This is a genomic window from Sinorhizobium sp. GQ132, from assembly GCF_059758575.1.
This window is the reverse complement of record NZ_JCAXDX010000004.1, coordinates 72364-87725: the sequence shown is the minus strand read 5'-3', so window position 1 is coordinate 87725 and position 15362 is coordinate 72364. Positions and strand designations below refer to the sequence as shown.

The following is a 15362-nucleotide window of genomic DNA, read 5'->3' as shown; positions in this document are numbered from 1 at the left end:
CCGCATTCTTCCGAATTTGTCGGGGCTTACGATAAGCCTGTCGCGGAGACGTGCCGATGAGTACTTCGCTCCTTCTCCTGATCATCGCTTTGATCGGTTTCATTGCGTTTCTTGCCGGCCGTGCGCGCTCGTTCGCCCGGTCCGGAGGCAAGCTCGCCAGCCTGCATTCCCTGCCCGGATATCACGGCAGCTACGTCGCCATCTGGGCGATGCTGCCGGCTCTTCTTCTGCTTGCGGTATGGCTCGTCGCAGCTCCGATCTATGTCGATTACACCGTTCGCTCGTCTCTTCCGGAACCGGTGCAGAACCAGGGGGCAGCCACCGTTCAGCTCGCGCTCGGTCAGGTCAAGTCCGTGGCCGCGGGCTTCGAACGCCTGAATGCGGGCGAGATCGCTGCAATCGAGAATGGCTCGACCAACATGCGGGAAGCCCTGGCCGCCAAGGGCGTGGCGCTTGCCGGCGAGGGCGAGCCTTACATGATCCAGTCCGCCCAGCAGTTCAATGCGATGCGGCAATATAGCCGTTGGCTGATGAGCGCCGTCGTGCTGCTCGTTTCCGTTGCCGGCGGGCTCTACGCCATCCGCAATATCGACGTCCGTTTCCGTGCCCGCAATCGGGTGGAGCGCGTCATGCTCGGCTCGCTCATCTTCGCCTCTTCCATAGCCATTCTGACGACGGTCGGCATCGTCGCCTCGATGCTCTCGGAGGCGGGCCGCTTCTTCACCATGGTCTCGCCCTTCGAGTTCTTCTTCGGCACGGTCTGGGATCCGCGCTTCGCGGCGGCCGGAAGCGGCGGCGCCTCCGGCCAGTTCGGCCTGCTGCCGCTCCTTGCCGGCACCCTGTATATCGCCTTCGTGGCGATGCTTTTCGCGGTGCCGATCGGGCTTTTCGCCGCCATCTACATGGCCGAGTATGCGAGCCCGCGGCTGCGTTCCACAGCCAAGCCTCTTCTGGAGGTGCTCGCCGGCATCCCGACGATCGTCTACGGCTTCTTCGCGCTGGTCACCGTCGGGCCTTTCCTGCGCGACATCTCCGCGCAACTGAACGGTCTCGTCACCGGCAACTACCAGAACTTCATTCAGGCCCAGAGCGTCATCACCGCCGGCATCGTCATGGGCATCATGCTCATCCCCTTCGTTTCGTCGTTGTCCGACGACATCATCACCCAGGTGCCGCGGGCGCTGCGTGACGGTTCGCTCGGCCTCGGTGCGACGCGCTCGGAAACGGTGAAGAAGGTGATCCTGCCTGCCGCACTTCCCGGCATCGTCGGCGCGCTGCTTTTGACGGCCTCGCGCGCGGTGGGCGAGACGATGATCGTCGTGCTCGCTGCCGGCGTCGCGGCGCGCATGCAATTGAACCCCCTCGAGCCGATGACCACGGTGACGGTCAAGATCGTGAATCAGCTGACGGGCGACCTCGAGTTCACTTCGCCGCAGACGCTGGTCGCCTTTGCGCTCGGCATCACCCTCTTCGTCATCACGCTCGGCCTCAACATCTACGCGCTCTACATCGTGCGCAAATATCGGGAACAGTACGAATGACCGAATTTGCCTCCCCCACGGTAAGGGTCTCCACCCGACCTGCCGCAAGCCGACGCGATATCGGCATCAAGCGCCGCTATGCCGCGGAGCGCCGCTTCCGTGCCTTCGGAATCAGCGCCATCGCCATCGGTCTGTTCTTCCTCGCGGTTCTCCTCTGGAGCGTCGTTTCGAAGGGCTATACCGCCTTCCAGCAGACGACGATCACGTTGCCGATCGAGTTTTCCGAGAAGGTGATCGATCCGAAGAACGAACGGGCGACCGATCCGAAGCGGCTCTATACCGCCAACTATCCGCTGCTCGTGCGGGAGGCTCTGGTCAAGCAGCTCGGCCTCGATCCGTCGAAGCGGCCGCTGGTGAAGCAGGCGACCGATATGGTCTCCGCCAGCGCCCGGACGCAACTGCGTGACATCGTCGTCGCCGATCCGTCGGTGATCGGCAGGACGATTCCCGTCACGCTGCTTGCCGAGGCGAACATCGACTCCGCCTTCAAGGGCCAGATCGACCTGTCGGTCGACGAAGCCAAACGCAAGGTGAAGGATGAGCAGGTCGCGTGGATGAACCAGCTTGCCGAGGCCGGCGTGCTCAAGAAGAGCTTCAACACCGGCATCTTCACCTTCGGCGCATCCAGCCGGCCTGAAGCGGCGGGTGTCGGCGTCGCCCTTCTCGGCTCGCTCTACATGATGCTGATCGTGCTCGTGCTGTCGCTGCCGATCGGCGTCGCTGCCTCCATCTATCTCGAGGAGTTCGCGCCGAAAAACCGGCTGACGGACCTGATCGAGGTGAACATCAACAACCTGGCGGCCGTACCTTCCATCGTCTACGGCCTCCTCGGGCTTGCCGTCTTCATCAACTTCGCGGGCATGCCGCGCTCGGCAGCACTCGTCGGCGCCTTCGTGCTGACGCTGATGACGCTACCCACCATCATCATCGCTACCCGGGCGGCCCTGAAGGCAGTGCCGCCGTCGATCCGCTCCGCCGCACTCGGCCTGGGCGCATCGAAGATGCAGACCATCTTCCATCACGTGCTGCCGCTTGCCATGCCCGGCATCCTGACCGGCACGATCATCGGCCTCGCCCATGCGCTGGGCGAAACGGCGCCGCTGCTTCTGATCGGCATGGTCGCCTTCGTGGTCGATTTTCCGGGGTCGCCGCTGGAGCCATCCACGGCGCTGCCGGTGCAGATCTACATGTGGGCGAACGAGGCAGAACGTGCCTTCGTCGAGCGTACGTCCGGAGCGATCATCATTCTCCTGATCTTTCTCATCTTCATGAATCTCGGCGCAATTCTCTTGCGGCGTCGCTTTGAGCGTCGCTGGTAGTGGGGTAAGGACTATGAACATCATGTCGGAAGCTGCAGTCGAAAAGGCTCTTGAGCAGAAAATGAATACGGTGCCTTACAAGATGATCGGCAACGATGTGTCGGTCTATTACGGCGAAAAGCGTGCGCTCTTCGACGTCAACCTCAATATCCGCGAGAACACGGTCACGGCGCTGATCGGTCCGTCCGGGTGCGGCAAATCGACGTTTCTGCGCACCTTGAACCGCATGAACGACACGATCGAGAACTGCCGCGTAACGGGCAAGATCACGCTCGACGAGGACGATATCTACGATCCGTCGATCGACGTGGTGGAATTGCGTGCCCGCGTCGGCATGGTGTTCCAGAAACCCAATCCGTTCCCGAAGTCGATCTACGACAATGTCTCCTACGGCCCGCGCATCCATGGCCTGGCACGCACCAAGACCGAACTCGACGAGATCGTGGAAACGAGCCTGCAGAAGGCCGGGCTCTGGAACGAGGTGAAGGATCGGCTGCAGGAGCCGGGCACCGGACTTTCCGGCGGCCAGCAGCAGCGCCTCTGCATCGCCCGCGCCGTTGCCGTCAGCCCGGAAGTCATTCTGATGGACGAGCCCTGCTCGGCGCTCGATCCGATCGCGACCGCGAAAGTCGAGGAACTCATCCACGAATTGCGGGCGAATTTCACGATCGTGATCGTCACCCACTCGATGCAGCAGGCGGCGCGCGTGTCGCAGCGCACGGCCATGTTCCATCTCGGCAATCTCGTCGAGGAGAACGATACCGATAAAATGTTCACCAACCCGGACGATCAGCGCACCCAGGACTACATCATGGGCCGCTTCGGCTGATGGCCGGAGAGGGGCGGCGCTTTTCCGTCCCTCCCGGTCAAGACCGAACGAGGCCCATTCAGAACAGCGCGTCCCCCGAGGAAACGAATATGTCTCACGCACACATCATGTCCGCCTTCGACGAAGAGTTGAAGTATCTCACGCGCCGCATCTCCGAGATGGGCGGTCTTGCCGAGCAGATGGTCGCGGACTCCGTCCGTGCGCTCGTCAATTCCGATCTCGCCCTGGCCCAGAAGGTGATTTCCGACGACACCATTCTGGACGACGCGGAACGGCAGATCGGCGAAAAGGCGATCGTCACCATTGCCAAACGCCAGCCCATGGCCTCGGATCTTCGGGAGATCATGGGTTCGATCCGCATCGCCGCGGACCTGGAGCGCGTGGGCGACCTCGGCAAGAACACCGCAAAGCGGGTGATTGCCGTGGCCGGTTCAGGCATACCGCGCAAGCTTGCGCGCGGCCTCGAACACCTGGCTGAGCTCGCGCTCGTTCAGTTGAAGGAAGTCCTGGACGTCTACGCGTCCCGTTCGCCGGAAAAGGCGAACAGCATTCGCGAACGCGATGAAGAGATCGATGCGATCTACACGTCCCTGTTCCGGGAACTGCTGACCTATATGATGGAAGATCCGCGCAACATCACGCCGTGCACGCATCTTCTTTTCTGCGCCAAGAACATCGAGCGTATCGGCGATCACGCGACCAATATCGCCGAAACGATCTACTATATGGCGACAGGCGCCCAGCCGCAGGGCGAACGGCCGAAGGACGACATGACGTCGACATTGGGTTCCGTGACGGACTGAGATCGCCCGGCAGCCGGTGCCTATGCAGAATTTGTTCCGGCCGCCTTGGCGCGGCCTACCACCGTGCGCGGCGGCATGACGGCTGTCGTGCGTAGGAAGGAGTCCTACTGAATGTTGCCGAAGATTGCCGTAGTCGAAGACGAGGAAGCCCTGAGCGTTCTCCTGCGCTACAATCTCGAGGCGGAAGGCTTCGAGGTCGATACGATCCTTCGCGGCGACGAGGCGGAGATCCGCCTGCAGGAGCGCCTGCCCGACCTTCTCATCCTCGATTGGATGCTGCCCGGGGTTTCCGGTATCGAGCTCTGCCGCAGGCTGCGCCAGCGGCCGGAAACGGAGCGCCTGCCGATCATCATGCTGACCGCGCGCGGCGAGGAAAGCGAGCGCGTGCGGGGCCTTGCCACCGGCGCCGACGATTACGTCGTCAAGCCCTTCTCGACGCCGGAACTGATGGCGAGGGTCAAGGCGATGCTCAGGCGCGCCAAGCCCGAAGTTCTGTCGACGCTCCTGCGCTGCGGCGATATCGAGCTCGACCGGGAGACGCACCGCGTCCACCGACGCAGTCGCGAAGTGCGCCTTGGCCCGACGGAGTTCCGGCTGCTGGAATTTCTAATGTCCTCACCGGGGCGCGTCTTCTCTCGTTCACAGCTCCTGGACGGTGTCTGGGGACACGACATCTATGTCGACGAACGGACCGTGGACGTTCATGTCGGGCGGCTGCGCAAGGCACTGAACTTTTCCAACATGCCGGACGTCATCCGGACGGTGCGCGGCGCTGGCTATTCGCTGGAGAGCTGAGGCCGAAGGTCGCTGGCGCCCGTGCCGGCTTGCGGCATGGCAAAGAAAAAGGGGCCTTTCCGGCCCCGATTTTCGTCGTGCATCCAGAGCGGGATGAGCAAGGCGCCTCAGCGCATGCGCCGGCGCTCGGCGGAGGGCTGGTAGGCCAGCCGGGCATGGAAGGTGCAATAGGGAGAGGCTTCCGGGGAGTCGTTGCCGCAGAAGTGGAACTCTTCCTTGAGCGGGTCGCCGATCGGCCACTTGCAGGTGCGTTCGGTAAGCTCCGTGAGCTCCAGCCGCCGCGACATCGGCAGGACGATGTTCCTGTCGATCTGCAGCTCCTGGTCCATTTCCAGGTCGACTGCGAGCTCTTCCTTGAGCGCGGTCGCACCGGCCGTGCGGGTCACGGTGCGGGTTACGGAACGCGCAGCATAGTTCGGCGCGCGCGGGGCAGACGTCGCCCGTTTGGGCCGGGCTGCAGCGGTCGTGCTTCCTCCGGCCTTGGCGCGCCCGGGCAGGCTCAGCCGATGAACCTTTCCGATGACCGCGTTGCGGCTGACGCCGCCCAACTGCGCCGCGATCTGGCTGGCGCTCAAGCCCTCCGACCACAGCTTCTTCAGTTTCTCGACCCGCTCGTCAGTCCAGTTCATCTCTGCACTCCCCGTTCTCGGCGTTGGGATGGCGGAATCCGTCACCGCTCTCCGGGAAAAACCCGAAGATTCAACGCGATAATACTTTTGGTGACTAGGTCCGCCGCATGCGTCTAGTAATTGAATGTTAACCTACCGGCAGGGTGACTCCGTGGCAAGAGTCGCCGGAATCGCGCCGAATCGATTTCGCGGTTTTCCCCAACTTGCTGTCGGAGCGTTGCATTTTTGCAAGTCCCAGAGTGTGATTTTTTCGCGCTTCGGAATCGGCATCCGCAAAGCGCCTGCAAACCTTGGTTTTGTTGACATCGCGGTGCGAAATGGGAATAGTGCCTGTCGCCGCCGCAAGGCGGCATTTTTGATTTTTATCGGGCCGAATGGTCCGTGCCGCCGGAATGAAGGAGAGCTCGACATGGCCGCAACCACGCCGCTTTACGACACCTATCTGCGCGCGCCGTTGCGTTTCGAGCGAGGTGAAGGCGTTTGGCTGATCGCCGAAGACGGCACGCGCTATCTCGATTTCGCTGCCGGTGTCGCCGTGAACTCGCTCGGCCATGCCCATCCTCATCTCGTCGAGGCGCTGAAGGCGCAGGCCGACAAGGTCTGGCATCTGTCCAATCTCTACGAGATTTCGGGGCAGGAAAGCCTTGCACGGAGGCTGACCCAGGTGACCTTCGCCGATCGGGTGTTCTTCACCAATTCGGGTGCGGAAGCGCTCGAATGTGCGATCAAGACGGCGCGGCGCTATCATTTCGCCAAGGGGCACGTCGAGAAGTTCCACGTCATCACCTTCGAAGGTGCTTTCCACGGCCGCACGCTCGCAACGATTGCCGCCGGCGGACAGCAGAAATACATCGAGGGCTTCGGGCCGAAGGCGCCGGGCTTCTATCAGGTCCCCTTCGGCGATATCGCGGCGGTCAAGAACGCGATCAATGAAGAAACCGCGGCGATCCTCGTCGAGCCGATCCAGGGCGAGGGCGGCATTCGGTCGGCATCGAAGGAATTCATGCAGGGGCTGCGCGAACTTTGCGACGAGTTCGGCCTGCTTCTGATCCTCGACGAGGTACAGTCCGGTGTCGGCCGGACCGGCAAGCTCTTCGCTCATGAATGGGCGGGCATCAAGCCGGATATCATGGCCGTAGCCAAGGGCATCGGCGGCGGCTTCCCGCTCGGCGCTTGCCTCGCGACGGAAGCGGCGGCCGCCGGCATGGTGGCGGGCACGCACGGTTCGACCTATGGCGGCAACCCGCTCGCAATGGCGGTCGGAAATGCCGTGCTCGACGTCGTTCTCGCCGAAGGCTTCCTCGATCAGGTGCGCGAGGTGGCTCTCGTCTTCCGTCAGGGGCTCGCCTCGCTGAAGGATCGTTTTCCGGACGTGATCGAGGAAATCCGCGGCGACGGGCTGATGCTCGGCATCAAGGCCAAGGTGCCCTCCGCGGACCTTTTGAAGGCGATCCGCGCCGAGAAACTGCTCGTCGTCCCGGCCGGCGAAAACGTGCTGCGCCTGTTGCCGCCGCTGATCACCACCGCGGCCGAGGCGCGCGAAGGACTGGCACGGCTCGAACGCGCCGCGGAGGCGGTGAGTGGCAAGAGCGGCAACGCCGCGGCTTGAATGCCCCGACGTTTCGGATCGATCCGGCCCGGGCGGGGCCGATAAACGGATTCTACGACAGGAAACAAGGCAGTATGACCAGACACTTCCTCGATCTCTCGGCCATGACGGCCACCGACCTCAGGACCATCATCGACGATGCCCGCGTCCGCAAGTCGGCGACCAAGGCAGGGACTGCCGAGAAGCCGCTTGCCGGCAAGATGCTCGCGATGATCTTCGAGAAGCCGTCCACCCGCACGCGTGTTTCCTTCGATGTCGGCATGCGCCAGCTCGGCGGCGAGACGCTGTTTCTGTCGGGTACGGAAATGCAGCTCGGCCGGGCGGAGACGATCGGCGATACGGCGAAGGTCCTGTCGCGCTATGTCGACGCGATCATGATCCGCACGACCGATCACCGCCGGCTTCTTGAAATGGCGGAGCATGCGACCGTGCCGGTCATCAACGGGCTCACCGACGATACGCACCCGTGCCAGATCATGGCCGATATCATGACTTTCGAGGAGCACCGGGGACCGGTCAAGGGCAAGACGATCGCCTGGACCGGCGACGGCAACAACGTGCTTCACTCCCTGATCGAGGGCTCGGCGCGCTTCGGCTACCGCATGAACATGGCCGTGCCGCTCGGCTCCGAACCGCATGACAAGTTCCTGAACTGGGCGCGCAACAACGGGGCCGAGATTCTGCTCAGCCACGAGGCGGAGCAGGCGGTTGCCGGCGCACACTGCGTCGTCACCGACACCTGGATCTCGATGAACCAGGAACATCGCGCCCGCGGTCACAACGTCTTTCAGCCCTACCAGGTCAACGGCGCACTGATGAAGCATGCAGCGCCGGACGCGCTGTTCATGCATTGCTTGCCGGCGCACCGCGGCGAGGAAGTGACCGATGAGGTCATCGACGGCCCGCAGTCAGTGGTCTTCGACGAAGCCGAGAACCGGCTGCACGCGCAGAAATCGATCCTCGCCTGGTGCATGGGCGCGGTGTGACGGCTGAAGGCGGGCGCGAGGCGTTCTCTTGAAATCTGGACGGTGCAACACGATTTAGAGCGGTGAGCGGGGCCTTCCGATCATCAAATCGGCCAATCGCCCCACGCCGGCTATCCTGCGCTTGGCGCCCTGCGGGGTGCTTTAAGGCAGAGCAAATGCCGACGGAGAAATTCGTCCATGACGGGATCAAATGGAATGGCGGGCGGTTGTACCGGTGCGCGCCGGTGCACTCGATGCAAGCCGTGCCGGAAATCAAGAGGAACGAGCGGTTTCCATCCGCATCCCGCATGCAGTTTTTGGAATGGGTCATGGCCACATCCCGGATTGAATCGATCCGCGTGACCATGGTCGAGGCAAGGAGCAAGCGATGACAGAAACAGCGCCGGGACTTGGCGAGTTCGATTTTGCCGGTGACGATCACGTCGTGCCCTTTCAGGTCGAGGGACTCGACGTGCGCGGCCGCGCCGTCCAGCTTGGTCCGATGCTCGATGCCATTCTCGAGCGGCACGGTTACCCGCTTCCTGTCGCGCGGCTTGTCGCCGAAACAGTGGTGCTGACGGTCCTGCTCGGCACGTCTCTGAAATTCGAAGGCAAGCTGATCGTTCAGACACAGGGCGATGGACCGGTCGATCTCGTGGTTGCGGATTTCTCGACGCCGGACCGCGTCCGCGCCTATGCGCGCTATGATGAGGAGGCGCTCGCCGACGCCGAAAAGAGCGGGCGCGTCCAGCCTCATGAATTGCTGGGCAACGGCGTCCTCGCCTTCACGATCGACCAGGGTGCGCATACGCAGCGCTATCAGGGTATCGTGGCCCTTGACGGGGCAACGCTCGAGGACATCGCCGGCGCCTATTTCCGCCAGTCGGAACAGATACCGACCAGGGTGCGCCTCGCCGTTGCCGAGCTTCTCGACAAGGACGAGAACGGCAAGCCGCGGCACCGCTGGCGCGCCGGCGGCATGGTCGCGCAGTTCCTGCCCGACGCGCCGGACAGGATGCGCCAGGCGGATCTGCCGGGCGGCGATGGTGACGAAGGCCACGAGGATTTCTTCGACGAGGACGACCTCTGGGCGGAAGCCAAGGTGATGGTCGAGACGATCGACACCGATGAACTCACCGATCCGACGGTCGGTACCGAGCGATTGCTGTACCGTCTGTTCCATGAGCGCGGCGTGCGCGTCTATGAGCCGCAGGCGGTCTACGATCGCTGCAGCTGCTCGCGCGAGAAGATCAAGGACGTTCTGGTGGGGCTCGGCAACGAGGATATCGAAGCCAGCGTCGAGGACGGCCTGATCAAGGTGACCTGCGAGTTCTGCTCGACGACCTACCGCTTCGAGGCGAGCGAAGTCCGCCCGCAATAGGGCAGCCGCGCTGAATTGCGCGCTGGATCAATTAAGCGTGCGGACGAGGCCCGGTGAATCGAGCGAGAAGGCGGGAATGGCGACGTCGAAAGTCTCCCCGCCTTCCGCCTCCATGCTGTAATGGCCGAACATCACGCCCGAGGGCGTATCCAGCGGGCAGCCGGAGGAGTACTCGTAGGTATCGCCGGGGTTGAGCAGCGGCTGCTCGCCGATCACGCCGGGGCCGCTCACCTCGTCCACCTGACCGTTCTCGTCGGTAATGTGCCAGTAGCGGGTCATCAGCCGGACCGCGCGCCCGGAATGGTTCGCTATGATGATGCGATAGCCCCAGACATAGCGGCTGTCGTCGGGGTCCGACTGTTCTTCCAGGTAGTACGGCTCGACCGTCACTTCGATGTCGCGTGTCAGCGCGCGGTACATGTGCAACACCCTGTTTCAAATCCGTACGCGTATTCTACAGCAATATGGTTTCGTCAAGAATAACGGCGAGATTGTGCGAGTGGTATCAAATTTCCCAGGAGGCAACGGCAATGCTTGACGGCGCGCTTCGCAGGCGGCTCGATCCGGTTCTGGACAGGTTCGGCGCCGCACTGGCCGGCCGCGGGGTCAGTGCCGATGCCGTCACCATCCTCGGCCTTTGCCTTGGCCTTGCGGCAGCCCTGCTCATCAGTCTCGGCGCTTATCTGCCCGCCGCCGCCCTGATCCTTGTGAGCCGGCTCTGCGACGGCCTCGACGGAGCCGTCGCCCGCGCGAGCCGGAAAACGGATTTCGGCGGCTTTCTCGACATCGTTCTCGATTTCACCTTTTACGGGGCCGTCCCACTCGGTTTCATCATCGCAGATCCGGCCGCAAACGGTCTCGCCGGCGGATTTCTGCTCTTCGCCTTCTATGTCAACGGCGCGAGCTTCCTCGCCTATGCCGTGATGGCCGAGAAGCGCGGCCTGACGACCGAGGTGCGTGGTGCGAAGTCGCTCTACTTCACGACGGGGCTCGCAGAGGCGACGGAGACGATCGTCTTTTTTCTGCTGTCGTGCCTGTTGCCCGGGTGGTTCCCCTTGTTCGCAACCGTCTTCGCGCTCGTCTGCCTCTATACCGCGCTGTCGCGGATCGTTCTCGCAAGACTGACGTTTCGGCGAGACTGACGACAAAGCCCGCTGACGCGGGCTTCGTCATGGTGTCGGTCAGGCGTTTACGGCCTTCAGCGCCCGTGCGAAATCCTCGATGAGGTCTTCGCTGTCCTCGATACCGGCCGAGAAGCGCACCGTTCCGGCGGAAATGCCGAGTTCGGCGCGGGCTTCGTCGGTGAGGTTTTTGTGGGTGGTCGTCGCCGGATGGGTGATCAGGCTCTTGGAATCGCCGAGATTGTTGGAGATCCGGATGATTTCAAGCGCGTTCTGCAGGGCGAAGGCTGCTTCCTTGCCACCCTTGAGCTCGAAGGCGACCAGCGTCGAGCCGCCGCTCATCTGCTTCGCAATGATGTCGGCCTGCGGGTGATCCTTGCGGCCCGGATAGATGACGCGGGCGACCTGCGGCTGCTCCGCAAGGAAATCGGCGATGCGGCGGGCGCTTTCGGTCTGCTGCTTGACGCGCAGCGGCAGGGTCTCGATCCCCTTCAGCAGCGTCCAGGCGTTGAAGGGCGACATGGCCGGGCCGGTGTGACGGAAATAGTCGTGCAGGTTCTCGTCGATCCACTGCTTGTCGGAGAGCACCACGCCGCCGAGGCAGCGCCCCTGGCCGTCGATGTGTTTCGTCGCGGAATAGACGACGACATGGGCGCCAAGCTCCAGCGGTTTCTGGAACAGCGGCGTCGCGAAGACGTTGTCGACCACCACCTTGGCGCCGATCTGATCGGCGAGCTTGGCGACGCCGGCGATGTCGATCACTTCAAGCGTCGGGTTGGTCGGGCTTTCGAGGAAGAAGACCTTGGTGTTCGGACGCACCGCGTCTTCCCAGTTCTTGAGATCGCGACCGTCGACCAGGGTGCACTCGACGCCGTATTTCGGCGCCAGCGTTTCCACGACCCAGCGGCAGGAGCCGAAGAGCGCCCGGGCCGCGACGATGTGGTCGCCCGCCTTCACCTGGCACAGGATTGCCGCGGAAACCGCCGCCATGCCGGAGGCTGTGGCGCGCGCCTCTTCGGCCCCTTCGAGCATGCACATGCGCTTCTCGAACATGTCGTTGGTCGGACTGCCGTAGCGCGCATAGATGAAACCGTCGGTCTCGCCCTTGAACCGGGCCTCCGCCGCTTCGGAGCTGTCGTAGACGAAGCCCTGCGTCAGAAAGATTGCTTCGGAGGTCTCGCCGTACTGGGAGCGGAGCGTTCCGCCGTGGACGAGTTGGGTTGCCGGGCGCCAATTCTTGCTCATGAGAACGTCACTTTCAAAAACAAAAAAACCGGCCGCGAAACGACCGGTTTGACACCCGGCCTTTTTAGCTACTTGTTTAACGTGGCTGCAAGCCGACCGGCCAAATCACCACGGGATAAAGCTCCAATACTGCCTGGCCGCGCTTGCGTCAATTCCCGGAGTTTGGTTTTGTCTGGCAACTGTAAATGAGGATCGGAATGGGGCGCGACACAGGGATTTTGGCCGACCGCGCAATTGCTGCGCTGTATGCCTCGGGACGACTGAAGAGCGAGAAGGCGCTGGATGATGACCAGATCCAGCCGGCCAGCCTCGATCTTCGCCTTGGCTCCAAGGCGTTCCGCGTCCGGGCGAGCTTCATGCCCGGCCCTTCTCATCTGGTCGCCGACAAGCTCGACCGGCTCAAGCTGCATGTCGTCGATCTGAGCGAAGGCGCCGTGCTCGAGACCGGCTGCGTCTACATCGTGCCGCTGATGGAAAGCCTGTCGCTGCCGGCAGACATGTCGGCCTCCGCCAATCCAAAGAGCTCGACCGGCCGGCTGGATATCTTCACACGCGTGATTACCGACAGGGCGCAGGAGTTCGACAAGATCCCGGCGGGCTACAGCGGACCGCTCTATCTCGAAATCAGCCCGCGAACCTTTCCGATCGTCGTCAGGCGCGGTTCGCGGCTTTCGCAGATACGCTTCCGCATAGGCCACTCGGTTCTTTCCGAGCAGGAGCTGCTGGCCCTGCACGAAAGCGACGTGCTCGTCGCCAGTGACCGGCCGAACGTTTCCGGCGGCGGCATTGCCCTTTCCATCGATCTCAAGGGCACCGGACCGGACGGCCTGATCGGCTACCGCGGCAAGCATCACACGTCGGTGGTCGATGTCGACAAGAAAGCCCAGCATGCCGTTTTCGACTTCTGGGAGCCGCTCTACAGCCGCGGCCGCGACGATCTCGTGCTCGACCCGGACGAGTTCTACATCCTCGTGTCCCGCGAAGCCGTCCATGTGCCGCCGCGCTATGCCGCCGAAATGACACCCTTCGACCCGCTCGTGGGCGAGTTCCGCGTCCATTATGCCGGCTTTTTCGATCCCGGATTCGGCCATGCGTCGGCCGGCGGCAGCGGCAGCCGGGCGGTGCTCGAGGTCCGCAGCCATGAGGTACCGTTCATTCTGGAGCACGGGCAGATCGTCGGCCGTCTCGTCTACGAGCACATGCTGGAACGTCCGGAGGGACTTTACGGCCTCGATCTCGGCTCCAATTATCAGGCGCAGGGCCTCAAGCTCTCCAAGCATTTTCGCGCCGAGTGAGCATTGTGCTTGACAGATCGCGGCTGTTGAGGAAATTTCCGGTTCTGTCGCGGGTGTAGTTCAGTGGTAGAACGCCAGCTTCCCAAGCTTGATGTCGTCGGTTCGATCCCGATCACCCGCTCCAATTCCTCCATTCATAGAGGCGCCATAGCGCTGCGGATTCTCTGGATATTGGTACTGTCGGCCGTTCTCGCCCCGGGTTTGGCCTTGGCACAGCCGAAGGAACTGCCCCGGCTGTTCGATGCCCGCGAACGGATTGCGAAGCCGGACCTCAGCGGCCTTGCCAGGCTCCGTTTCCTGACCACCGTCGACTTCCCGCCCTTCAACTTCATCGACCAGTCGGGCAAGCTGTCGGGCTTCCATGTCGACCTCGCCCGCGAGATATGCCGTGAGCTGGAGATCGAAGCCAAGTGCCAGATCCAGGCAGTGACCTATCCGGAGCTCATGCCGGCCCTCGAACAGGGGCAAGGGGAAGCGATTGCCGCCGGCATTGCCGTGACTTCGGAGCTGAGGCAGAGTTTCGCCTTTTCCCGCGCCTTCATGCAACTTCCCGCCCGCTTCGTCGTCAACACCAAGGCCGCCGGCGCAATCACCGGTCCTGGCGATCTCGCCGGGAAGCCCGTCGGCGTCGTCTCCGACACCACGCATGAGGCAATGCTCAAGGCATTTTTCCCGAAACTCGAAGCCAAGGGCTTTCCGGACCGGGACGCACTGCTCTCCGCGCTTCGCGGGGGCACCGTCGCGGCCGCGTTCTCCGACGGAATGCAATTGTCCTTCTGGGTCTCCGGCAACCTCGCCGGGGGATGCTGCGCCATGCTGGAGGGCTCCTATTTTTCCCAACGCTTCCTGGGCGAGGGACTGACGATCATGAACCGCAAGGCCGAGCCGGCTCTGACCCAGGCGATCGACCACGCCTTGCTGGCACTCTCACGCAGCGGCAGGCTTGAGGAGATCTATCTTCGCTATTTCCCGAACGGGATTTATTGAGGCGGCTCCACTCGCAGCTATGCCCTAGCGACGCCGGAAGGGGAGTATCAGCGACCACAGGAGCTTCACGGGTGCAACGCGCCCGTAGGCCTTCAGCCCGGTCTCGATCGCATCGTCTCCGCGCGATGGATGGGCGACGTAGGTCGAGAACAACCGATCCCAGACCGAAAGATTGAAGCCGTAGTTTGAATCGGTCTCCCGCTTTTCCACGGAATGGTGGATGCGGTGCATGTCGGGCGTGACGATGACCTGGCGCAACAGCCTGTCGGCGCCTTTCGGGAGCCGCAAATTGGCGTGGTTGAACATCGCCCCGGCATTGAGCACGATTTCGAACAGGAGAACGGCGAGTGCGGGCGCGCCGAGCAGGATGATAACCGCGCTCTTCCAGATCATCGACAGCAGAATTTCGAGGGGATGAAAGCGAAGGGCCGTGGTGACGTCGACACCGGGATCGGCATGGTGGACGCGGTGGATGCGCCACAGGACAGGTATCTTGTGAAACACGACGTGTTCAAACCAGATGGCGAAGTCCAGCGCGATGAAGGCGATCAGGCCGGCAAACGGCGGGATCACGCCAAGAGCCGGGAGCACGCCGTAGCCGTGCCCCTGAGCCCAGATGGCAACGCCGGTCGCGGCAGCGGGAAAGGCGACGCGAAGCAGGAGGGAGGATAGGACGAGAATAGACAGGTTGGTGATCCAGCGGCGTGCCTTCAGTGCCCGCATCAGCTCCGGCCTCTCCAGCCGCGGATGAAGGAGCTCGAGCGCTGCCAACGCGGCGAAGGCGGCGGCAAAGGCCGCGAGCCGCCAGACCGGTTCGGCGAGACCGAAATAGAGCATGCATCG

Annotated in this window: 15 protein-coding genes, 1 tRNA gene and 1 riboswitch; of the genes, 12 read left to right on the top strand and 4 right to left on the bottom strand. The window is 62.9% G+C overall.

Annotation, left to right across the window (positions count from 1 at the left end):
• Positions 1-56: 56 nt before the first annotated feature.
• The 5 genes from pstC (at position 57) to phoB (ending at position 5287) form a co-directional block, all read left to right on the top strand.
• Complete coding sequence (gene pstC / locus AC6CIG_RS12120) at positions 57-1541, top strand: phosphate ABC transporter permease subunit PstC (protein ID WP_018094101.1); 1485 nt, start codon at positions 57-59, stop codon at positions 1539-1541.
• Positions 1538-2860 (top strand): phosphate ABC transporter permease PstA, encoded by a 1323-nt coding sequence (pstA, locus tag AC6CIG_RS12115; RefSeq protein WP_437407895.1) that lies wholly within the window; start codon positions 1538-1540, stop codon positions 2858-2860. Before pstC ends, pstA begins: the two co-directional genes overlap by 4 nt.
• A 13-nt stretch (positions 2861-2873) precedes the next feature.
• Entirely contained in the window at positions 2874-3689 is an 816-nt protein-coding gene (gene pstB, locus AC6CIG_RS12110) for a phosphate ABC transporter ATP-binding protein PstB (protein WP_437407894.1), read from the top strand.
• Positions 3690-3778: 89 nt separating this feature from the next.
• Complete coding sequence (gene phoU / locus AC6CIG_RS12105) at positions 3779-4492, top strand: phosphate signaling complex protein PhoU (protein WP_003530180.1); 714 nt, start codon at positions 3779-3781, stop codon at positions 4490-4492.
• 111 nt (positions 4493-4603) lie between these two features.
• Positions 4604-5287: a phosphate regulon transcriptional regulator PhoB gene (gene phoB / locus AC6CIG_RS12100; RefSeq protein ID WP_003530178.1), complete on the top strand. Its 684-nt coding sequence runs from the start codon at positions 4604-4606 to the stop codon at positions 5285-5287.
• A 107-nt stretch (positions 5288-5394) separates the two neighbouring features.
• Here the strand turns inward: phoB and AC6CIG_RS12095 are convergent, their stop codons facing one another.
• The gene (locus AC6CIG_RS12095; protein ID WP_018094105.1) at positions 5395-5916 is read right to left on the bottom strand and encodes a GcrA family cell cycle regulator; all 522 of its coding nucleotides are present in this window, start codon (positions 5914-5916) and stop codon (positions 5395-5397) included.
• A gap of 409 nt (positions 5917-6325) precedes the next feature.
• On the opposite strand from AC6CIG_RS12095, the gene AC6CIG_RS12090 reads away from it, so the two are divergent.
• From AC6CIG_RS12090 to AC6CIG_RS12080, 3 genes are all read left to right on the top strand, one after another.
• Positions 6326-7525, top strand: coding sequence for an aspartate aminotransferase family protein (locus tag AC6CIG_RS12090; protein ID WP_324762844.1), 1200 nt, complete (start codon positions 6326-6328; stop codon positions 7523-7525).
• Between the two features lie 74 nt (positions 7526-7599).
• Positions 7600-8511 (top strand): ornithine carbamoyltransferase, encoded by a 912-nt coding sequence (gene argF, locus AC6CIG_RS12085; RefSeq protein ID WP_018094107.1) that lies wholly within the window; start codon positions 7600-7602, stop codon positions 8509-8511.
• A 367-nt stretch (positions 8512-8878) separates the two neighbouring features.
• Entirely contained in the window at positions 8879-9871 is a 993-nt protein-coding gene (locus AC6CIG_RS12080) for an Hsp33 family molecular chaperone (RefSeq protein WP_437407893.1), read from the top strand.
• A 27-nt stretch (positions 9872-9898) separates the two neighbouring features.
• Here the strand turns inward: AC6CIG_RS12080 and apaG are convergent, their stop codons facing one another.
• Positions 9899-10291, bottom strand: a complete 393-nt coding sequence (apaG, locus tag AC6CIG_RS12075) for a Co2+/Mg2+ efflux facilitator ApaG/CorD (RefSeq protein WP_018094110.1) — start codon at positions 10289-10291, stop codon at positions 9899-9901.
• Between the two features lie 110 nt (positions 10292-10401).
• On the opposite strand from apaG, the gene AC6CIG_RS12070 reads away from it, so the two are divergent.
• On the top strand, positions 10402-11013 hold the full coding sequence (locus AC6CIG_RS12070; protein ID WP_437407892.1) for a CDP-alcohol phosphatidyltransferase family protein: 612 nt from the start codon (positions 10402-10404) through the stop codon (positions 11011-11013).
• 39 nt (positions 11014-11052) lie between these two features.
• Here the strand turns inward: AC6CIG_RS12070 and AC6CIG_RS12065 are convergent, their stop codons facing one another.
• A complete protein-coding gene (locus AC6CIG_RS12065; protein WP_437407891.1) occupies positions 11053-12237 on the bottom strand; it encodes an O-succinylhomoserine sulfhydrylase in 1185 nt (394 codons plus the stop codon).
• Between the two features lie 43 nt (positions 12238-12280).
• A riboswitch (SAM riboswitch) is annotated at positions 12281-12359 on the bottom strand.
• A 75-nt stretch (positions 12360-12434) separates the two neighbouring features.
• On the opposite strand from AC6CIG_RS12065, the gene AC6CIG_RS12060 reads away from it, so the two are divergent.
• From AC6CIG_RS12060 to AC6CIG_RS12050, 3 genes are all read left to right on the top strand, one after another.
• A complete protein-coding gene (locus AC6CIG_RS12060; RefSeq protein ID WP_018094113.1) occupies positions 12435-13532 on the top strand; it encodes a 2'-deoxycytidine 5'-triphosphate deaminase in 1098 nt (365 codons plus the stop codon).
• 49 nt (positions 13533-13581) lie between these two features.
• Positions 13582-13656: transfer RNA gene (locus AC6CIG_RS12055), tRNA-Gly, on the top strand.
• A gap of 77 nt (positions 13657-13733) precedes the next feature.
• Entirely contained in the window at positions 13734-14519 is a 786-nt protein-coding gene (locus AC6CIG_RS12050; protein ID WP_018094114.1) for a transporter substrate-binding domain-containing protein, read from the top strand.
• Positions 14520-14543: 24 nt separating this feature from the next.
• Here the strand turns inward: AC6CIG_RS12050 and AC6CIG_RS12045 are convergent, their stop codons facing one another.
• A complete protein-coding gene (locus AC6CIG_RS12045) occupies positions 14544-15356 on the bottom strand; it encodes a sterol desaturase family protein (RefSeq protein WP_437411811.1) in 813 nt (270 codons plus the stop codon).
• Between the last annotated feature and the right edge of the window lie 6 nt (positions 15357-15362).